Annotated in this window: 20 protein-coding genes; 5 read left to right on the top strand and 15 right to left on the bottom strand. The window is 46.2% G+C overall.

All coding sequences use genetic code 11. The features are described 5' to 3' along the window. Positions 1 to 35: 35 nt before the first annotated feature. On the bottom strand, positions 36 to 1,079 hold the full coding sequence (locus tag ACAY30_RS01885) for a rod shape-determining protein (protein WP_290252347.1): 1,044 nt from the start codon (positions 1,077 to 1,079) through the stop codon (positions 36 to 38). A gap of 403 nt (positions 1,080 to 1,482) precedes the next feature. Here ACAY30_RS01885 and ACAY30_RS01880 point away from each other — a divergent pair, with 403 nt between their 5' ends. After that, complete coding sequence (locus ACAY30_RS01880) at positions 1,483 to 2,427, top strand: 1-aminocyclopropane-1-carboxylate deaminase/D-cysteine desulfhydrase (protein ID WP_290252346.1); 945 nt, start codon at positions 1,483 to 1,485, stop codon at positions 2,425 to 2,427. Positions 2,428 to 2,446: 19 nt separating this feature from the next. Here the strand turns inward: ACAY30_RS01880 and ACAY30_RS01875 are convergent, their stop codons facing one another. The 8 genes from ACAY30_RS01875 to rnr form a co-directional block, all read right to left on the bottom strand. Continuing rightward, the gene (locus tag ACAY30_RS01875) at positions 2,447 to 3,175 is read right to left on the bottom strand and encodes a complement resistance protein TraT (protein ID WP_290252345.1); all 729 of its coding nucleotides are present in this window, start codon (positions 3,173 to 3,175) and stop codon (positions 2,447 to 2,449) included. Positions 3,176 to 3,184: 9 nt separating this feature from the next. Further along, positions 3,185 to 3,916 carry a complement resistance protein TraT gene (locus ACAY30_RS01870; protein WP_290252344.1) on the bottom strand — a complete coding sequence of 244 codons (732 nt, stop codon included), beginning with the start codon at positions 3,914 to 3,916 and terminating at the stop codon, positions 3,185 to 3,187. 377 nt (positions 3,917 to 4,293) lie between these two features. After that, positions 4,294 to 4,746: a 50S ribosomal protein L9 gene (gene rplI, locus ACAY30_RS01865; RefSeq protein WP_290252343.1), complete on the bottom strand. Its 453-nt coding sequence runs from the start codon at positions 4,744 to 4,746 to the stop codon at positions 4,294 to 4,296. An 18-nt stretch (positions 4,747 to 4,764) separates the two neighbouring features. Beyond that, positions 4,765 to 4,992: a 30S ribosomal protein S18 gene (gene rpsR, locus ACAY30_RS01860; protein WP_169128084.1), complete on the bottom strand. Its 228-nt coding sequence runs from the start codon at positions 4,990 to 4,992 to the stop codon at positions 4,765 to 4,767. 9 nt (positions 4,993 to 5,001) lie between these two features. Then, a complete protein-coding gene (priB, locus tag ACAY30_RS01855; RefSeq protein ID WP_371190013.1) occupies positions 5,002 to 5,259 on the bottom strand; it encodes a primosomal replication protein N in 258 nt (85 codons plus the stop codon). 57 nt (positions 5,260 to 5,316) lie between these two features. After that, positions 5,317 to 5,727, bottom strand: a complete 411-nt coding sequence (gene rpsF, locus ACAY30_RS01850; RefSeq protein ID WP_290252341.1) for a 30S ribosomal protein S6 — start codon at positions 5,725 to 5,727, stop codon at positions 5,317 to 5,319. 262 nt (positions 5,728 to 5,989) lie between these two features. Next, positions 5,990 to 6,748: a 23S rRNA (guanosine(2251)-2'-O)-methyltransferase RlmB gene (rlmB, locus tag ACAY30_RS01845; protein WP_290252340.1), complete on the bottom strand. Its 759-nt coding sequence runs from the start codon at positions 6,746 to 6,748 to the stop codon at positions 5,990 to 5,992. Between the two features lie 21 nt (positions 6,749 to 6,769). Beyond that, positions 6,770 to 9,136, bottom strand: coding sequence for a ribonuclease R (rnr, locus tag ACAY30_RS01840; protein ID WP_290252339.1), 2,367 nt, complete (start codon positions 9,134 to 9,136; stop codon positions 6,770 to 6,772). 128 nt (positions 9,137 to 9,264) lie between these two features. On the opposite strand from rnr, the gene ACAY30_RS01835 reads away from it, so the two are divergent. Both ACAY30_RS01835 and ACAY30_RS01830 read left to right on the top strand, forming a co-directional pair. After that, positions 9,265 to 9,696, top strand: a complete 432-nt coding sequence (locus ACAY30_RS01835; RefSeq protein WP_290252338.1) for a cytochrome b562 — start codon at positions 9,265 to 9,267, stop codon at positions 9,694 to 9,696. An 11-nt stretch (positions 9,697 to 9,707) separates the two neighbouring features. After that, a complete protein-coding gene (locus tag ACAY30_RS01830) occupies positions 9,708 to 10,370 on the top strand; it encodes a cytochrome b/b6 domain-containing protein (protein WP_290252337.1) in 663 nt (220 codons plus the stop codon). Between the two features lie 119 nt (positions 10,371 to 10,489). Here ACAY30_RS01830 and ACAY30_RS01825 read toward each other — a convergent pair whose 3' ends face one another. The 6 genes from ACAY30_RS01825 to ACAY30_RS01800 all read right to left on the bottom strand — a co-directional run bounded on the left by ACAY30_RS01825 (position 10,490) and on the right by ACAY30_RS01800 (position 18,655). Continuing rightward, complete coding sequence (locus ACAY30_RS01825; RefSeq protein WP_290252336.1) at positions 10,490 to 11,395, bottom strand: TraB/GumN family protein; 906 nt, start codon at positions 11,393 to 11,395, stop codon at positions 10,490 to 10,492. Between the two features lie 131 nt (positions 11,396 to 11,526). Beyond that, positions 11,527 to 12,939: a M20/M25/M40 family metallo-hydrolase gene (locus ACAY30_RS01820; protein WP_290252335.1), complete on the bottom strand. Its 1,413-nt coding sequence runs from the start codon at positions 12,937 to 12,939 to the stop codon at positions 11,527 to 11,529. 76 nt (positions 12,940 to 13,015) lie between these two features. Continuing rightward, on the bottom strand, positions 13,016 to 16,150 hold the full coding sequence (locus tag ACAY30_RS01815; protein WP_290252334.1) for an efflux RND transporter permease subunit: 3,135 nt from the start codon (positions 16,148 to 16,150) through the stop codon (positions 13,016 to 13,018). Then, on the bottom strand, positions 16,151 to 17,254 hold the full coding sequence (locus tag ACAY30_RS01810) for an efflux RND transporter periplasmic adaptor subunit (RefSeq protein ID WP_290252333.1): 1,104 nt from the start codon (positions 17,252 to 17,254) through the stop codon (positions 16,151 to 16,153). Between the two features lie 220 nt (positions 17,255 to 17,474). Next, positions 17,475 to 17,816 carry an iron-sulfur cluster insertion protein ErpA gene (gene erpA, locus ACAY30_RS01805; protein WP_290252332.1) on the bottom strand — a complete coding sequence of 114 codons (342 nt, stop codon included), beginning with the start codon at positions 17,814 to 17,816 and terminating at the stop codon, positions 17,475 to 17,477. A 119-nt stretch (positions 17,817 to 17,935) separates the two neighbouring features. Then, positions 17,936 to 18,655 carry a DUF6776 family protein gene (locus tag ACAY30_RS01800; protein WP_290252331.1) on the bottom strand — a complete coding sequence of 240 codons (720 nt, stop codon included), beginning with the start codon at positions 18,653 to 18,655 and terminating at the stop codon, positions 17,936 to 17,938. A gap of 53 nt (positions 18,656 to 18,708) precedes the next feature. Here ACAY30_RS01800 and ACAY30_RS01795 point away from each other — a divergent pair, with 53 nt between their 5' ends. Then, on the top strand, positions 18,709 to 20,391 hold the full coding sequence (locus ACAY30_RS01795) for a chloride channel protein (protein WP_290252330.1): 1,683 nt from the start codon (positions 18,709 to 18,711) through the stop codon (positions 20,389 to 20,391). Beyond that, entirely contained in the window at positions 20,391 to 20,825 is a 435-nt protein-coding gene (hemJ, locus tag ACAY30_RS01790; RefSeq protein ID WP_290252329.1) for a protoporphyrinogen oxidase HemJ, read from the top strand. The genes ACAY30_RS01795 and hemJ overlap by 1 nt, the downstream gene beginning before the upstream one ends. The last annotated feature ends 18 nt before the right edge of the window (positions 20,826 to 20,843 follow it).

The following is a 20,843-nucleotide window of genomic DNA, read 5'->3' as shown; positions in this document are numbered from 1 at the left end:
ACGCTGCCTATACCTCAGTGTTGATGCTAAGCGGTTTACTCGTAAGCAAACAGGTCACCGCCGTGCATATCAATCATTTCTAAGGCTTTACCACCACCGCGAGCAACACAGGTAAGCGGATCGTCAGCAACAATAACTGGAATACCGGTTTCCTCAGCGATCAAGCGGTCTAAGTCTTTCAGTAGAGCACCACCGCCGGTGAGTACCATACCGCGCTCAGAAATATCTGACGCTAGTTCTGGCGGACACTGCTCCAATGCAACCATGACCGCACTAACAATACCCGATAACGGCTCTTGTAACGCTTCTAATATTTCATTGCTGTTTAGGGTAAAGCTACGAGGAACCCCTTCTGCTAGGTTGCGGCCACGCACCTCAATTTCCATCAACTCTTCACCGGGATAGGCGCTGCCAATTTCTTGCTTGATGCGCTCTGCAGTGGCTTCACCAATCAAGCTACCAAAGTTACGGCGTACGTAGTTGATAATAGCGTCGTCAAATTTATCACCACCAATGCGCACGGATGATGAGTAAACCAAACCGTTAAGTGAGATAATACCGACTTCTGTTGTACCACCACCGATATCAACCACCATTGAACCTTCGGCTGCTGAAACCGGTAAATCGGCACCAATGGCGGCGGCCATAGGCTCGTCAATTAGATAAACATCACGCGCCCCTGCACCAAGAGCCGATTCTTTTATCGCACGACGCTCAACCTGAGTTGAACCACAAGGTACACACACTAGCACTCGCGGGCTAGGACGTAAGAAATTGTTAGAGTGCACTTGTTTGATAAAGTGCTGAAGCATTTTTTCGGTAACAAAGAAGTTGGCTATCACACCGTCCTTCATCGGGCGGACCGCCTCGATGTTACCCGGTGTACGACCTAGCATCTGTTTTGCTGCGGTACCTACTGCAGCAACACTTTTATTGCCGCCGGCCTTGTCTTGACGAATTGCCACAACGGATGGCTCATCCAGTACAATGCCTTGCTCCTTTACATAAATTAGAGTATTGGCTGTCCCCAAATCAATAGACAGGTCATTTGAGAACATTCCACGTAACACTTTTAACATGTGGACAAAATTCCTTTCGCTTAGTTGCTGGGTTTCACGTCGTATCAAGAGATATCAATGTGTTAGCCAAGCTCAATCGTTTTAAATCTGAAAATAATACGCTTATCATACCCGACTTAGGGCTAAAAGACAGTGGCAACTATGAAAAAACAGCAAAAAATTTCAGCATTGCCGATAAAGCCAATAATACGCTAATTTTGGCCTAGCCATCTAAGTTGCTGAACACAGGTAAAATAAGGGCTGAGTCTCTACCACATCGAGATTCCAATCGCTTGTATACTACCCCCATAATAAACCCAAACCGATTCAATTATTGACTGTTGATGTGATAAAATACCGATGCTGAGACTAACTGAGATGCAAGCACCTAACTCGCACATAAACCGCCAACTAAGGACATGACTTGTTAACCCATAGCCCGCTTCAACCGTTTACATTAGAGCCGTTCCAACGTGCTGGATTACGGGTATTTATCAAGCGAGACGACTTATTGCACCCGATTATTTCTGGTAATAAATGGCGTAAGTTAAAATACAATATTGAGCAGGCAAAGCAACGAGATGTTAGCAAAGTGATCAGCTTTGGCGGTGCCTATTCCAATCATATTCACGCACTTGCATACGCTTGCCATTTGGCAAATTTACCGAGTTTAGGCATTATTCGCGGTGAGCAGGCATATCGAGATAACTATACCTTGCGCTGGGCTAGACACTGGCAAATGCAACTTCAATTTGTCGACCGTCAAACTTATCGACTGCGTGAAGACGGTCAATTTTTAAAACGCATCAGTGATCAGCATCCACACAGTGTCATCATCCCCGAAGGTGGTTCAAATAAGTTGGCGGTAGCCGGTGTTGCTGAAGTTGTCGACGAACTCGAGCAGCAATGTGAGTTTGATTACCTGCTCAGCCCAGTCGGCAGTGGTGGTACCTTAGCGGGTTTAATAGAAGGTGCTCAGAACCGCTATACGCTGCTCGGCATTGCGGTATTAAAACAGCAAGACTACTTGCAACAACAAGTACAATCACTGTTGAACGACCGTGCCAGTAAATGGCGAAATTGGCATCTGTTAAACCAGTTTCATCAAGGTGGTTATGGTAAATTTGGCAAGCAAGATGCGGCGCGTCTTGGTCAGATAATCAAACAAACCGGTATACCATTTGAGCCGGTATACACAGGTAAAATGGTACTAGCCGCGATTGAATTAGCAAAGCAAGGCTACTTTGCTAAAGGCAGTACCGTCGTGCTATTACACACCGGTGGTACACAAGGTCTTGGTGGCCTGCTTGAACGTCAGCGCATCACTGCTGATGATTTCATTATGCCACCACCGGCGCCAAGGTTATAACCAAACTGGTTATCCACGATCAAAGCATGCCAGATATTGAAGTGATTAAACCTTGACGCAATGCCGGCTCAGCCTCTTCAAACTGTAAGTTGGCTTTGTTTGCCAACGATACCACGCGGGTTTGATATTTTTTTCGATCAACCACTTGTGTTGCCGTTTGTGTTTTAGAGCCCGATTCGCCTTGCTTTAACACCGCTTTTTCAGATTCGGTTACACGCACACCCTGCTTGGCTTTTTCTGATATTTGAATATCGGTGATCATGGTAAACAAATTATCATCAACCATAGCGTCAAAAATGATACCCAAGCCAGCCCCTGCTACGCCAGCCGCCACTTGCCCAGCACCAGAGCCAATTTGAGCGCCAACGGCACCACCGGCAATCGCCGATCCATAGGTACCGAACGAATCGCCAGAACGCAAATCTGTTCGACCAACTTGCAGAACATTTACTTGTAACCAATAGTGAGCCAAATCAGGGTCATCAACCACTTGATAGCCCTTGGCTATAATCGCATTGCGCACTTCGTTTTCGTAGGTTAAGCCCGGCTTATCTGATGTATTGCGCAGTTGCAAAAATACCGTGCGCTTATCCGCGGCTACGGGATCTAGCCAAACGGTAGAGCTCATTTTAGTCTGCACATCGAGATTGCGTTTTTTTACTGATGTGTGCAGTGCCCCACAGCCGGCGATAGAAAGTATCGCAATCGCCAAAACTAGCGTCGTTAAATAATGTTTATATACGCTCATTGTTGTTCCTTAGTATAAAATGCCTGTCATCGACTGAATTAACCCTTGCAAAAGCTGCTGTTCGGCCTCGGCAAAGCTTAAATTCACTTGATTCGCCGTTGATGTAATACGAGTTTGATATTTTTTTCGGTCAACTGTTTCATTGCTCAGCTGGGTGGCAGTTGTCGAATTACCTTGCTTAAGTGTTGCTTGATTTTGTTCTGACACCGTCGTTCCAGGTGCCACTTTTTCTGCGATTTGCAAATCGGTAATCATCACATAGACAATGTCACTGACCATGGCATCGGTAAGTACACCAATCAATCCACCAACCACTATTGCCGCAATCTGGCCGTCGCCATCACCAAACATAGAACCTATTTCGGCGCCTTCAATAGCGGCACCGTAGCCGCGATCATCACGCCCGTCTACGGTGCGTAAATCGGTGCGGCCAACTTGCAACACGTTGGCTTGAATCCAATAATGCGCAGCTTCTGGGTTGTCGACAATGCGATAGCCTTTATCGGTGAGTGCGTTGGCCAGCGCTGGCGCATAATCGATACCTTGTTTATCTGAGGTGTTGCGCAACTGCAAAAATACTGTTCGTTGTTGTTCAGCAACCGGTTCAAGCACAATGGTTGATGACATTTGTGTTTGCACTTGCAGATCGCGCTTGTCGACGGCGGTATGCAGTGCACTACAGCCCGCTAGGTACAGCAATACAGATGCGATAAATAACCTGGGAATGTAATATATGCTCATAAAACGCTGTCTGCTAGATGCATTAAACACGAAAATAACTCCTTCCAAGCTAACACTGTAACTAAGGTATTGCAACGAACCTGTCATCAACACCTATTTTGATACGCTACAACTCGGTTCTTTTTGATGGCCTTCATCGCCCGGCAACGAAAGCCAATAACACTCGCACAGCACGATGGCGTCCGTTTAATCGATACCATTATAGACAGTGTCGATAAATTGCGCCGATTTGTTGCGACCTAGGGGAATGAAAGTGTGTATCGCAGGGCCAACTCAACCGTTAACAACGATAGTTTGTAGGCTTCTAACTGAGGAATAAGGGGGTAAAAAAAAAAGCCTGCGCAAAGGCAGGCTTTTTATCAAAAGAAAACTTTTGACTAGGCTTGAGCGATAACGATAACTTTAACAGTTGCGTCAACGTCTGCGTGAAGGTGGATAGTGATTTCGTATTCACCCGTTTCACGGATAGTACCTAGAGGAAGACGTACTTCAGCTTTTGCTACTTCAACACCAGCTTCAGTTAAAGCTTCAGCGATGTCGTTTGTACCGATTGAACCGAATAGTTTGCCTTCGTCACCAGCTTTAGAAGCGATAGTTACTTCTGCAAGTTCAGCAAGTTTTGCTGCACGAGCTTCAGCTGATGCTAGTTCTTCAGCTAGTTTAGCTTCAAGTTCAGCGCGACGAGCTTCAAAGTGCTCAACGTTCGTTTTAGAAGCGATAACTGCTTTACCTTGTGGAAGTAGGAAGTTACGAGCGTAACCTGCTTTTACTTCTACCTGATCACCCAGGCCGCCTAACTTGGCAATTTTATCAAGAAGAATTACTTGCATTTTAATAGCCCCTTTAGGTTACTTGTGAAGATCAGTATATGGTAGTAAAGATAAGTAACGAGCACGCTTGATCGCACGACCAAGTTGACGTTGATACTTAGCTGACGTACCAGTGATACGGCTAGGAACGATTTTACCACTTTCAGTGATGTAGTTTTTTAACGTAGCGATGTCTTTGTAATCGATTTCTGCTACGCCTTCTGCGCTGAAGCGACAGAACTTGCGACGTCTAAATAAACGAGACATGGATTTCTCCTAATTAATCATTTCAATGTGCTGGGCATGTAATACCAAAATCGGATTGCCGTTTCTGGATTCGTGGCGGTTAATAAAACCACTCACTTTTACCTTACTGCCCGCTACTAATTCACGAGATAAATTTTGTGACCATTGGCCAGTTGCAACCACCTGGATACGAGCATATGCTTGTCGGCTCATCCCTTCTTCAACCTGCACTGAGCGATGCTCTAGGGCAAATTGACAATGGGCGATCCCCGCAGGGGTTATTGACACGGTCGGCGCTTTTACAAGCTCACCAGTCAAAACAAGACAATTATCGGTCACTAATTACTATTCTTCGCTTGCAGCTTCTTCAGCTTTTGCTTCAGCAGCTGGCGCTTCTTTAGCAACTTCTTTTTTCTCGCGACGGTCTTGACGCTCTTCTTTGGCAGCAGCCATTGGAGACGCTTCAGTTACCGCACCTTTAGTACGCATGATCATGTTACGGATAACTACATCGTTGTAACGGAAAGAAGTTTCTAATTCATCAATTACTGCTTGAGGCGCTTCAACGTTCATTAAAACGTAGTGTGCTTTGTGCAGCTTGTTGATTGGGTAAGCTAATTGACGACGACCCCAGTCTTCTAGACGGTGGATTTTGCCTTCAGCAGCTTCGATCATGTCGGTATAACGTTGGATCATACCGTTAACTTGTTCACTCTGATCAGGGTGAACCATAAATACGATTTCGTAATGACGCATTACGAGCTCCTTACGGTTGTAGCCTCTTTCTGGCTCAGCCACACCAGCATAAAGGCAAGGAACAAAATAAAGTGGCTGATTTAAGGAGCCGTATTGTAGGGAAAATGAACAACAAAGGCAAGTAATAGTTTTTCTCGTACTAAGCTCTTAAATCGCAAAGAAAAACCAGCTCAATAGGCGACTGAGATAACAGCCTTTGAGGCGCTTTAAGTCGTTGATAAGCATCAACTCAGTAGTATCTTAACGCGCCTTTAGTAACGCGTTATTGCGCTAATCGTTGGCGAACAATCTCAAATAAACAAATACCAGATGCTACTGCGACATTCAAACTCGATACGCTGCCGGCCATGGGTAGTTTAACCAATTCATCACAGGTTTCTCGGGTTAAGCGACGCATCCCCTTGCCCTCTGCTCCCATAACCAGAGCCATCGGGCCATGCATGCGGCAGTCGTATAAACTTTGCTCCGCTTCGCCTGCGGTACCTACTACCCAAATACCAAGCTGTTGTAACTGTTTTAGTGCACGCGCTAAATTCGTTACCTGCACTAAGGGGACGGTTTCCGCGGCACCAACTGCCACCTTGCGCACCGTAGCGGTAATTTTCGCTGCATTGTCTTTGGGGACGACGATAGCCTGTACTCCAGCGGCATCGGCATTGCGCAAGCAGGCGCCCAAATTGTGCGGATCAGTCACACCGTCTAACACCAATAAGAATGGTGTTTTACCCAACCGTTGTGCCGTGGCAACGATATCATCGAGATCTCGCTCGTCATACACTTTACCCGGTGTCGCTTTGGCAATAACCCCTTGGTGTTGCTCACCTTTGCTCTTTTCATCAAGTGCTTTGCGGTGCATAAATTGCACTGCAATACCGAATTTTCGCGCTTGATTAATGATATTCAGCAAGCGCTCATCTTCTCGGCCTTTTAAACACCAAATTTCGATCAAGCGCTCCGGTGCGTTTTCAATCAACGCGTTAACCGCATGAATACCGAATATCAATTCATCTTGTTTTGCCATGGGAGGTCTGGTCTCTCACTATTACTTATTACGTTTTTTGGTTTTATTGCGAGCTCGCTGGTTTTTGCCAGGGCGCGCCTTAGTGGCACTTTTAGCACCGGCTTTGGTTTTGCGCTTAGAGGCTTTGCTCGCTCGCTCATTTGCGGATTTAGCCGACTTGCGGTTGCTCTTGGCAAGTTGTTTTTTTCCGGCGCGTTCAATAATCGCATTGTCGCCAGCTAAGACAAGGTCGATCTTTTTCTCTTCTAAATTCACTGCCGCGACTTGTACACTGATGATATCACCAACGTGATAAGTTTGTTTGGTCATTTCGCCAACGAGGCACATGCGCACTTCATCGTGTTGAAAAAAGTCTTTGCCAAGTGAGCTAATGTGTACCAAGCCTTCAATGTGGAAATCTTGTAGACGAACAAAAAAACCAAAATTGGTCACCGTGGCAATGACGCCGGTAAACGTATCGCCAACGTGATCTTGCATAAACTCGCATTTAAGCCAATCTGCCACTTCGCGTGTTGCTTCATCGGCTCGACGCTCAGTCATCGAACAATGCTCGCCCAGCTCACTCAGCTGTTGCTCGTCGTAGCTGTAAAAACCAACGTTGACCACATCACTTTGTTGTTGCTCAAGTACAGACTTAATCAGGCGATGAATTACCAAGTCAGGGTAACGGCGAATAGGCGAGGTAAAATGCGCATACTGAGCTAACGCTAGGCCAAAATGGCCTATATTTTCCGCTTGATAGACCGCTTGTTTCATCGAGCGTAGCATCATGGTTTGAATCAATTCGCGATCCGGTCGCTCTGCAACTCGCTCAGTAATACTGCCAAAATCGCGTGGCTCTGGTTCGTCTTTTTTATTGAGTTCGATACCCAGTTCCGCAAGGTAGCTAATTAAATTATTGTACTTTTCAGGGTTGGGTTTATCGTGAACTCGAAATAGACCGTGCTGATGATGCTGTTCGACAAATTTCGCCGTAGCAACGTTGGCTAATATCATACACTCTTCGATGATTTTATGAGCGTCATTGCGCACCAGTGGCTCGACCGAATCAATTTTGCGTTGGGCATTATAAATAAAGCGCACTTCTTCGGTTTCAAATTCGATCGCCCCGCGATCGCGACGGGCACTAACCAACGCGTGGTACATGGCATGCAGTTGTTCGAGGTCGGCAACGCGATCAGCGTATTGCTCACGCAACTCTTCATCGCCAGCTAAAATCGCCGCCACTTTGGTATAGGTGAATCGCGCATGCGAGCGCATCAATGCTGGGTAAAAACGCGCATCGTCCAATTGGCCACTGCCAGTCACGTTCATTTCACACACCATACACAGTCGATCGACATCGGGATTGAGCGAACACAAGCCGTTGGATAGCACTTCAGGCAACATCGGAATAACTTGGTTTGGAAAGTAAACCGAATTGCCGCGTTTTATTGCCTCATCGTCAAGAGCGGTGCCAGGTCGCACGTAGTAACTGACATCGGCAATGGCCACCCACAGTCGCCAACCGCCGTTGGCTTGCGGTTTACAGTAAACCGCATCGTCAAAATCACGGGCATCTTCGCCGTCTATGGTAACCAGAGGCAGTTCGGTTAAATCAATACGCCCTTGCTTGGCCGCCGCATCAACGTCAGGCTGTAAATCCGCAATTTCATCGAGTAATTCTTGCGGCCATGTGTGGGGTATATCGTGGGTATGCAAGGCTACTTGCACTTCCATACCGGGTGCCATGTGCTCGCCGAGAACCTCGACCACTTTACCAAGTGCAGTACTGCGCTTAGAGGGACGTTGTAACAGTTCAACAATTACCATGTGACCGTGTCGTGCGCCTAGGCGTTTATCATTGGGAATGATGATTTCGTGATTGATACGCGCGTCTTCTGGAACCACGGTACTAATAGAGTGCTCGACAAAGATTCGGCCGATGATCTTTTCCTTGCGCGGTACGAGTACGTCCAATACTTTAACTTCTTGTCGGCCCTTGGCGTCATCGCTTGCGGTGACACGTGCTTCCACCACATCACCGTGCAACAAGTTTCGCATTTCATGGAAAGGGATGTATAAGTCTTTATCGCCATTATCCGGTTTGAGAAATCCGAAGCCATCGCGATGGCCGATTACTTCACCGGTAATAATCTCGCTTTGGCTTGCAATGGCGTACTGCTTAAACTTAGTGAATACTAACTGACCTGAGTTTTCCATTGCCCGCAAACGTCGTTTGATGGCAATTTTTTGCTGCTCATCGCGATAGTCTAGCGCTTTAATAATTTGCGCTAGAGACATTGGATAGCCTCTGCTTTCAAGCAAGCTGAGAATATACTCTCGACTTGCTACTGGCTTATCGTATTTTTCCGCTTCGCGTTTAAAATTTGGGTCTTTTGATTTCACTATTTAATCTGTCTATTTTTTTAATTAGTATACCACCTTACTATAACACGTGAGTTATTATTCACAGCATGATATTTATTGTGTTCGATGTTAACTAACTCAGCATACTTTCAAAGGGAATAACAACAATGATAAAACCACTACTCGTTGCCAGCCTATTAACGGCAACTACCATGTCGTCAGCATTTGCAGCACATCCCATGTGCGGTGAAACTGAGCTTGCAGCTGTTATGAATGACATGAAAGACAATATGAAGACCATCAAGCAGTCGTTTAAAGCGGGGAATACCGCACAAGTTAAACAGGCTGCCGAGGAGTTGCTAAGCAACATCGGTAAAACCGACTCGTTAGTGCCGCTATCGATCAGCGACGACAACCAGTTAACCGCCGAGCAAAAACGCAAATTTGAGCAATATCAGCGCGGTATGGCAACACTTGAACAGGCCACCACTGAACTGATTAACGCCAATGACAGTGACGCGATAAAACAGGCGCTGGCCAATATTGGCAAGGTGGCTAAAAAAGGTCACAAAGCCTTTAAGCTCGATTGTGACGACTAGGTACACACGGCATGTCGTTCACATCCATCCGCATCTGGGATAATTTCATTCGCATCTACCACATTGCCCAGTTAATACTCATCGCACTTCTGTGGTATAGCGCTGAACAAGCGGATTTTGAGCTTCATTTTGTCAGTGGTTTTACATTGGCTAGCTTGTGGTTAGCTCGCATAATTTGGGGCTTTGTCGGCAGTGATACTGCGCGCTTTAGCCACTTTGTCGTCAATCCTTATCGAGTGATTCAAGCATGGCGTACCAACCTCGTCGCCAAACCCCATAGTGGTCACAACCCCGTCAGTGGTTACATGGTGTTGGCATTGCTTATCGTGCTTGCTGTGCAATTTATCAGTGGCTTATTTGCAACTGATGATGTGTTTGCTGAAGGACCGTTTTACGCTCTAGCGAGTGAGTCAGTCACCGCGTACATGGATAGCATCCACTCGAGTAATATCAACCTGCTGTGGGGACTCATTGTGCTACACGCCTTGGCCGGCATATTCCACAGCATACGTGGTGATCACGTGATTAAAGCCATAATCACTGGCAAAAAGCGTATGCCTGCGCAAACGAGCCCTGACCAACTCAAGTTTAAATCAGCGACTGCACCGCTGTGTTTGTGGTTAGCTAGTGCGTTGTTGTGTACCTATTTTGGTTTACACTTGAGCAGTTATTAAGCTGGCTAGGCGAGCATTATGGCGGGAAAATGCAAGGAAGGAACGCCAAAAGAGATAAAAGCTCAAGTTGCTAACTTGAGCTTTTATGTCAATAACAGTGAGTCAGTAGACGCGCTCAGTTAAGGTAACTGCTCAATCGTATAACCTTTAGCGCGTAACATATTTAGAACCCCGTCTGGACCCACCAAGTGCAATGCGCCGACCAACACCAACTCGACTTCATCACTGTTAAAATAACTTTCAATGTCGTCTATCCAATTGTGATTACGCTGCACAATAAGCGACTGATAAGACGCCGGAAACGTATCTCGCCAGTCTTTTGCAGCCAGGTCAAAAAGCGCCTTTGATTGGCCAGTACGCCACGCCTGTTTCATCTCGCTCATCACTTGGCCGAGGCGATTAATATCATCAAGCGTATAATTGATGAATTCATCTTCGTAGCCAGCCCCCAGTTTTGCCAAAAAGTCGACTTGCTCTTCGCCCTGTTCTAAAAAGACAAAGTCTTTGTTGTCATTTTCCCCAAGCGCATTGTAGTACATATCAACCCCAGTACCACCAATACCTAAGCGTTGCATTTCTAACATGGTTAAGGTTATTGATAGCATCGACGGCTTAAACTTCTTAAATTGGGCAATCGGTAACTGACGTTCAGTTAAGTAATTGTTGAGCCGAGAAACGGTTTCTGGGCGTAACACATCTTCGTATGTTCGCCCGTCTTGAAAGGTCATTTTGGTTAGCATCGCCTGTTGAAACGCCAGTGTTTGGGTTTGCTTCATGTCCATTTCAAGCACCAATACATCAGCTTGTTGGTAAGCCTTATCAAAGGCTTTAGGCAATGGATAATCGGCTTGTGCCAACACGTGTACAGTGCCCCCTAGGTAGACTGATTGTTCACCTTTAGTTACTTTCCAAACCGGTGATTTGGCGTTGGCAAACACGGCGACAGAGCACAGTGACAGTGTTATTAACGACGCGCACACGCGCTTTACCAACAGACCACTTGCTATAAATTTACGATTTCCCACCTACTACTCCCCTCGTTGTAGTTTTTTATCTCTATAATTTACAAAGGATTTTGCTATCAAACAGACAAAAAATAAAAAGCCAATAATCATATTGGCTTTTTATTCAATTACTGTAAATGGTTTCGTTAAGTTTAATTGGCTTTTCTAAACTCAACATCTGCTTGCGCCGCAAAATAGGCGAAAATAGTGTAAACAGCGGTATTCTGCTGTAAGTCTTCAGGTACGACTTTGTCTAGTGTATCGTTTTCAGTGTGGTGAATGTCAAAGTAGCGCAGACCATCTGGAGTGAAATTCATGGCAGGAACACCTTGGTCGGTGATCAATCCCATGTCCGATTGACCACGCCCTTGGTTAGCGGTGTTGTACGCCACACCTAATGGCGCTAAGTAACTGGCCAACTCGTCGATGGCTGGTATTGCTGGTTCAGCCACATTTGCCTGCATTGAATAAATCTTACCTAAGCCAAAATCCCATTCGGCGGCAATAACGTGATCTTTGAGCGTAGCTTGGTGATCAATGAGATATTGCTTGGCACCGAGTAAACCGACTTCCTCACCGGCAAACAAAATTACCCGAATGGTGCGCTTAGGTCGCTTGTCCAGTTGACCGATGTGGGCAGCTGTTGCCATCACCATACCCACACCTAGCCCGTCATCAATTGCGCCGGTACCAACATCCCAACTATCGAGATGCGCACCTAAGGCGACAATTTGCTCAGGCCATTGAGAACCGGTAATTTCCCCGATAACATTGGCGCCTTTAACGGTGACCACTTCGTTGCGCATAGCGGTCACCTTCAAGAAAAAGCGCACCGGTTTATTGCGTTTTAATTGATTGATCAAAAGGTCAGCGTCGGGGTTGGACAAAGCCACTGCTGGAATGCGTCTCTCATCGTTCTGGTATCGAGTGATACCAGTGTGAGCCAAGCGATTGTTTGCCGTGCCAACCGAGCGCATGATAAAACCAACGGCCCCTTTTTCGGCGGCAACACTGGCACCGCGAACACGCGCTCCCACGGCCTTACCGTAACCTCGTCCGGTTTTTAAACGCTCCATTCGATATGAAACGAAAACAATTTTACCGTCAACGCGCGTCGCATCGGCAGCCTCTAAATCAGCTAACGTGGCAAAGTGCACAACGTCGGCTTCGATGCCCTGTTCACCGGTGCCAACGCTTTCCCCTAAAGCAATAGCCTTGATTGGCTGTGGAAATGGGGCGGTAATTTTTGCTTCAACATCTCCTCGAATCCACTGAAAATGTGCCACTTCCTCGGTCCAAACCTTGTCAAAGCCCAGCGCATTCATTTTGTCTACAGCCCATTTAATCGCGCGTTTATCGCCTTCTGTGCCGATCATACGCGCACCGACTTCGGTGGTTAACGACTCGACGATTTGATAGGACAAATCCGAGGTTGATGCTGTTGTCGTCAATTGCTGTAACTCTGCTCGCTGCGCTTTCGTGAGCACCGATGATTCGCTGGCAAAGACGGTTGTTGCCAGAGTTGTCAATAACAACACACTGGTTTGAAAAGCTGTTTTGATCATGGTTATTCCTAAGTGAGTTCTTTATTTATTAGTTGGTCAAGGGCAACGTATTTGGCGATTAACATACGGCACTTACTTAAATTTCTTCGTACGCAGGGGCTGGCTGCCAGGTTGCGTTAGAGTGTGGTTGCTCTCGATAGTCGCGAAGTGCGAGTAAACAAGGCGTTAAGATTAAGGTTAATACCGTTGCAAACGTCAACCCTCCGACCACCGCCGTTGCCAATTGTGCCCACCACTGAGTTGACGGGGCACCAATAGTGACATTGCGCGAAATAAAATCGATATTGACCTGCATCACCATCGGCAGCAGTCCCAATACAGTGGTGACCGTGGTCAATAGTACAGGGCGAAGACGCTGTAAGCCGGTGCGCAATATAGCATCTTTAGCCGGTCGTCCCTGTTGGCGCAGGACATTGTAGGTGTCGATCAGTACGATGTTGTTGTTAACGACAATGCCCGCCAACGCGATCACTCCTAAACCAGACATCACAATGCCAAATGGTTGTTGGCCTATCAATAATGCGAAAAAAACACCGACGGTCGACAACAATACGGCAGATAAAATCAATGCCGATTGATAGAAGCTGTTGAATTGGCTTACCAGAATGATACCAATAATAAACAGTGCAACCGTAAATGCGTAGCTCAAAAACTGCTGTGACTCTTGCTGATCTTCGTTTTCACCGGTTACCTTAACCGTCACGTTAAGCCAGTCAATATCCAGTTGCTGTAAGTCGTGTTGCAATTGCTCTAATTGATTCGACAAACTAACCGAGTCAGCTAAATCAGCTGATACGGTGACAACGCGGCGCGAGTCAATGCGGTAAATGCTATCGACCTTTTGCGCAGCTGACTGTTCAACAAAATTGGTCACTGGCACTAAACCATGGTCAGTTTTTAATCTCAATTGCTCGAGCTTGCTAATACTTCGTTGTTCAGCTGGGAAACGCACGCGAATATCGACCTCATCATCCACATCATCCGGTCGATACTCGCCAATCTTAACGCCATTGGTCACCATTTGTACCGAAGTACCTAACAGTGATGCATCGGCATCAAATGAGGCAGCCAAGGTGCGGTTTACTTTTAACTGCCACTCTATTCCGGGCTTGGAAGCACCGTCTTCAATATTGATAAATGCATCACTGTGGTCCATATAACGGGCCACTTTACGCACCGCATCTTGCAACAAATCAGGGTAACGCGACGACAGCTCTAAGGTTACATCTTTACCTTGTTGTGGCCCCATGTTGTCTTTGCGCACTTCAACTTGCACGCCAGCGTAGTCATCAACGCGTTGGTGAATGATATCCACCAACTCACTGGCTGATTTGCGCTGCTGCCAATTGAGCAAGTTGAGACGCAAGCGACCAATGGTATTAGCGTCGTTTCCCCCTACCCGGGTGTACACCGATTTGAGACCTTCTATATCGAGAATTCGACGCTCGACTTCTCGCATAATGTCGTCTTTTTCATCAATCGATAAATCGCCGTATGAGCGCACAATTAAATTGATACCATCCGGTTCAATCGTCGGGAAGAACTCTGTTCCGAGTTGGGAAGAATGGTAATTAGTAAACACACCTAGTGCGAATAGAAGCGTTAGTGCTAATATCGTTTTTGGATAGGATATCGCTTGCTCGAGCAAGCGCACGTATTTACCGCTAAAGCCAGGTAATTGCGTAATATCGCCGTCTTCACTTTGCGTTAAATACTGTCTTTGTCGCTCGCTAATATAGCGCGCTTTGCCCCACATTGCGCCCATTGTCGGAATAAATACCAGCGCCATAAACAACGAGGCCAACAACACGCAAATTAAGGTAATTGGCAAGTACTTCATAAACTCACCCATCATGCCCGGCCAAAACAACAATGGCGCAAATGCCGCTAATGTGGTCGCCGTAGAGTTGATGATCGGCCACGCCATGCGCTTTGCAGCTTTGCTGTAGGCTTGCTGTTTAGGGACCCCTTCATTCATTTGCCGATCGGCAAATTCGGTCACTACAATCGCCCCGTCAACGAGCATACCGACAGACATAATCAGGCCGAATAAGACCACGATATTGACCGTTAACCCTAACATCGACAATGCCAACACGCCGGTTAGAAAAGAGCCGGGTATCGCCAACGCAACTAAACTGGCGGTTCGCGCACCTAATGCGGCAATGATGACAATGATCACCAAAACTACCGCCGATATAACATTGTTCTGCAGATCAGTTAACACGTCTTTGACAAAACGAGATTGATCGCCGGTATAGTCAACATCAATGTGTTCGGGCCAAGATTTGCGTTGCTCTGCAACCAGTTGCTTGACGCGATCAACCGTTTCGATAATGTTTTCACCGGGTCGTTTTTTCACTTCAATTGAAATCGCGCGTTCACCGTTAAAACGCGCATAACTGGTCGCGTCTTTATAGGCTCGACGAACAATGGCAATGTCGGCAAAAGTGACCACGCGATCGCCGTCTACTTTGATCGGCATCTGTAACAGGTCGGTGATATCTTCAAACACCGAAGGTACCTTCACCGCAAAACGACCTTTGCCTGTGTCTAGAGTACCCGCCGGTACCAATCGGTTACTGCGTGATACGCGACTGAAGATATCCGCCTGATCTAATGCGTAACTTTCCATCAATAGCGGATCGACGATGATCTCCAGCATATCTTCGCGCTCACCGCCAATATCTACTTCGAGCACTTGCTCCATGCTGGCTATTTTATCGCGCAGATCGCGAGCTATGCCAATTAACCCTCGTTCGGTTACCGCGCCTGATAAAAAGATGGTCACCGCGGGTTGCATGTTGGCCATCGTTACTTCGCGAACCACGGGTTCTTCACTTTCACTCGGTAGTTTTGCTTTGGCAAGGGTAACGCGATCGCGCACGTCAGCTAGGGCTTGTTTGGCATCAAAACCCGGTACGAATTCGAGGGTAATACTGGCGTGGCCTTCGCTAGCCACTGCGCGCATATGCTCAATTCCTTCAATTGACTTAAGCTCAAACTCCATTGGTCTAACCAACATGCGCTCGGCATCTTCGGGAGAAATACCGTCGTGAACAATCGACACGTAAATTTGTGGCATAGTGATGTCGGGATTCGACTCTTTGGCAATGTCGATGTAGGTCCAGATACCACTAAATAATAACAGCGCAAAAACCATCAGCACCGAGCGGGCGCGAACGATAGCCGCATCAATCATTGATACCATCTAATCAAGTACCTCGACGACTGACACCTTATCGCCGGCACGCACAAACCCTTGGCCTAGGGTAATAATGCGCATCTCGTCGGCCAACCCAGCTAACCAAATACCATCTTCATCGCTTTTGACAATTTGCGCCGGCGTAAACACAACGCGCTCGTCGGCTACCGACTTAATACCAATGCTGCCATTGGCATCTAATGCCAATAACGCCGGGGACACTTTGATCGCTGAGACTTGCCTTTTCGACAGTTCAACTTCCGAGCTCATTCCAGCTAAATACTGCTGGTTGCCATTATCGATGGCGATTTCAACTTTAAAAGTATTGGTTTGCTCGTTTGCGACACTGGCGATGTAGCGAATTTGTCCGCTTGCCTGTTGCTGATTGAGCAAAGTCACGCGCGCTCGTTGATTGAGTTCCATAGTACCCACTTGTTGTTCCGACAAGTGGGCGCGAATAATCAACGGATCCAAATCAGCCAGCATGGCAATGTCTTCACTCGGACTGACGTAGTCACCAACTTCAACAAATCGCTCATTCAATACGCCATCAAATGGCGCCACGATGGTGGTGTTTTCAATCGCCAACTCAATGCGTGCCAAATCTGCTTTTGCTTCGGTTACATCGGCAAGGCGCTTGGCCAACGCAGATTCGTTTTCTAGGCCACCGCTAAACAGAGCCTTAGCGCCGTAGTAATCAACACGGCGTTGTTTTAGTAGAGTTTGATAGTGCTCTAACTGAGCGGGTAAATCATTGAGTGCAATTTTAGCGATAACATCGCCTTTGCGCACATATTGACCTCGTTGCGCGAATACTTCGGTGATCTCACCGGCAACTTGTGCCTGCAATATCACTTGCCTGTCGGGTTCTGTACGACCATACAAGGTCACAGTGTGTTCAATCGGCTCGGCGTAAAAGGTTTTCACCGTTACATTGGCTACTGGGGCGTTGGTACGGATGGTTGGCGCCGACTTTTGCTCTTGACCAAGCATGCCGCTGAACAGCCATAAACTGAGCAACAAGGCGATAGCGATGGCGAGTATATAAGGACGTGTTGCGAGCCCTGTTAACAACGAATTAGCGCGTTTTTGTTGGCCAATTACTGCCATAAAGATTCCCAAAAAAGTAAGTCGTATTGCGCACCACCACCTACATTCGCCGTAAATCAGTAGCACACTTATAATTATTTTTTATCTTTTCTGCTAGTATAAAACGAAATTGCATAATTAATCAGCACTTAAATGCAAAAAAGCAGCAAATATTTGCTGCTTTTTCACATTGAATTGCGATCAACCTATCAATGCGTTACCTGTGCTCGGTAAATATCGATTAAATCGAAAACGATGCTCCACAACCACAGGTTGTTTCAGCATTCGGGTTATCGACTAAAAAGCGAGCGCCCTCAAGCCCTTCAACATAGTCAACGGTACCGCCAACGAGATATTGTAAACTCATGGGATCGACAACCATGGTCACGCCATTTTTTTCAATGGTCATGTCGCCGTCATTAACTTTTTCGTCAAAGGTAAAGCCATACTGAAAACCAGAGCAACCACCACCGGTAACATAAACTCGCAGCTTTAATTCAGGGTTTTCTTCTTCACTGACTAATAGCTTCACTTTATTCGCTGCTGCGTCACTAAATTGTATTGGAAACTGGTTATCTGACATAACGACTTCTTAACACTCAAATATGAATTGTAATTACCAAATTAAGCGTCGCCTTTGACTCGATGCAAGGCGCAGCCATAATTTACCGATGTGAATTATCTTAAACCTGAGCGTTTAGATCAAGTATTTGTTGGCCAAGCATGTGTTTCATCTAAGCGATGATACTTTTGCCATCGACCTTTGGGCAATATGGCAGAAACATCAACACTCTCAGGAATAAAATCATCGGGTAGCGTAAATGCCCCTTCTATCACCTGAAAATATTGAAAACTAAACGAGAGTGCTTCTTTATCCAATGTCGATAGGTTAGTAATATCAATACTTGCTGGACGCTGGTTTTTACTGCCCTTTAATTTTAGCGCAATATAGCCTTTTGCGTATCGCTTACTCTGCTGTTGCTGTACCAGCACAACCCGAAAACGATAGTGGTTAGCACTTGCGGTCGGGGTGATTTCGACGTCGTCGATAATGACCCCGTTAGCGGTTTTCTCTGGCGCCATGATCTTTTCGTAAAATGCCAACTCTTTACGCAGCGAAAAATGCTCGTCTTCAACCAACCGCAGCGCGTTTTGGGCTTTTTGATTGGCAAGCCGTTCTATTTCTAGCTCTAAGAGCAAGGTGTTAATTTGCGTTCTTGCCACTTCATTCATTTGATAAAGCTTATCTAGGCGTTGTTTTTGCTGGGCAATAATGGTGTCTTGGTAGCCTTGATAGCTGTGACCGACTTTGTATGCGCAAAACGCCACTATCGACAATGCGAAGACAGTGATTATCAGCAGTCGAAATGCGCCAAATTGACGATGCAAATCTGTTAATGTTAATGATTTTAACCAGTTCATTTTTAACGTATTATATAAGTACTCTGTAACCGAAAACGCGAAAAGGTTATTTTATGTCCTTAGGGTCATTAAGGAAAAAATTGGCTAAACCCGAGCCATCTTTACAGCTGTGCTTGCTCGCTATTTTGGGAGCGACATTAGCATCTGTATTTATCATCTTATTTCGTTACAGCGTTGAGTCTATCCAATTGTTATATCTGCAAACTGCAGACGATTACACCACTTTACCAGAATTTTATCGATTTATAACCCCATTAATTGCGGTTTGCTTTATTCTTTTAGTCGCCCTTATCAGTCGCTTTAAATATGCGCGTATGGGGATCCCATTTGTCTTGTACCGGCTCAAGAGCGCCTATGGTGTCATTCCCTTTAAAAACACCCTTACTCAATTTTTTGGCGGTATTGCCGCATTAGCCGGTGGCTTCTCGGTTGGCCGAGAGGGACCCGCTGTGCACATTGGCGCAGCAGCCAGTTCGTTTTTAGGTAATAAATTGTCGCTGCCGTACAACAGCATAAGAATCCTCTGTGCTTGCGGTATTGCAGCCGGCATATCGGCGAGCTTTAACACCCCACTTGCGGCTGTTATCTTTGTTATGGAAGTGATTCTGCGCGAATACAAGCTGCACATTTTCGTTCCGGTGATGTTAGCGTCTGTCATTGGCTCATTGATGACTCACGCGTTTTTTGGCCCCTATCACGAGTTTGAATTTTTCGCCTACGTTGCCATCGACTTTTGGCATTACCCGTTATTAATTCTGTTCGGTATATTACTCGGTACCTTGGCAAAAGCCTTTAATAGTTCATTGATGGCGGTACTCAAATACACCCGCGATATACACATGGCCAGACGTTTAATGATCGCCGCATTGCTGATGGGCTTAATTGGTCTTATCGTCCCCCATAGCATGGGAGCCAGTTTAAGTGCGATAACGTTTTTATTTGATTCTGACACTCATGTATGGCTTATTTTAGCGGTACTTGTCGCCAAGTTTTTAGCCACGGTGATAGTGCTTGGCTTGGGTATTCCCGGTGGGATTATTGGGCCGACGTTGGGTATTGGCGCAGTAGCTGGGGCCTTGATGGCACTGTGCGTATCGCTGTTGTTTCACGATGCCAGTATTGCTGGTGACTATGCCCTGCTTGGCATGGCGGGTATGTTGGCAGCAACACTCAATGCTCCGCTAGCAGCGTTGTTGACTATTGTCGAGTTGTCCAACCAATTGGCGTTGGTTTTGCCCGCCATGGTGGTTATTACCAGTGCCTATTTAACCTCGACGCAGTTTTGGCAAAATCGCTCGATATTTTTACAGCAATTGGAGTTTCAACAATTGCCGTATCAACTTACGCCAGTGGAAAGCAGTTTGCAAAAGTACGGGGTGTTGTCACATATCGACACGCGTTTTCAGCTAATTGATAACGATGAAACCAAATACGTAAAAAGCGCCTTGAGCGCAATCACCGAAGGGCACCTCATCATTCGCGATAAAACTCAGCCGCATCGATTTCGCTTAGTCGATATTGACCTTAATTTACATCCCGTCGATTCTGATAATAGCGCCTTAAAGATCACCGACATGCCGGCAATCGATAGCCAAGCCACCTTATCCGAGGCCTATTATGCCTTGTATGAGAAGCGCGATGGCGCCGTTTATATTTACCAAAAATCAATGGATAATATTATTGGCGTATTAACCTTTGAAAAAATTCGCCAAGTCTTAACAAAAGGAGCGATGTAGTGTCAATATTATGGGTTAAGGCGTTTCATATTGCCTTTATGGTAGCGTGGTTTGCCGGTATTTTTTATTTGCCTAGGCTATTTGTATATCACGCAGAATCGACGCAAAACGAAGTCCATCAACAGCTCAAAATCATGGAGCGGCGTTTGTTGTTTTTTGTCACGCCGTTTGCGTTACTCACTTGGTTGTTTGGTTTGTGGATGATGCATTACTACGGCACCTCATGGATTTTAGTCAGTAGTTGGTTACACCTAAAACTGGTCATCGTGATTTTATTGACAGGATACCACGTCTACTGTTTTAAATTGTTAGCCGATTTCAAACACGACCGCAATAAGCGCAGTGGTCGCTTTTATCGTATTTTTAATGAGATCCCAGTATTTGCGTTGTTTGCCATTATCCTTTTAGCGGTAGTAAAACCGGTGCTCTATTAACCTCGAATTGTTAACAAT

The sequence above is a fragment of the Thalassotalea ponticola genome, from assembly GCF_041379045.1.
GTDB lineage: Bacteria > Pseudomonadota > Gammaproteobacteria > Enterobacterales > Alteromonadaceae > Thalassotalea_A > Thalassotalea_A ponticola.
Note: the sequence above shows the minus strand (reverse complement) of the source record. Positions and strands in the feature narration are given on the sequence as shown.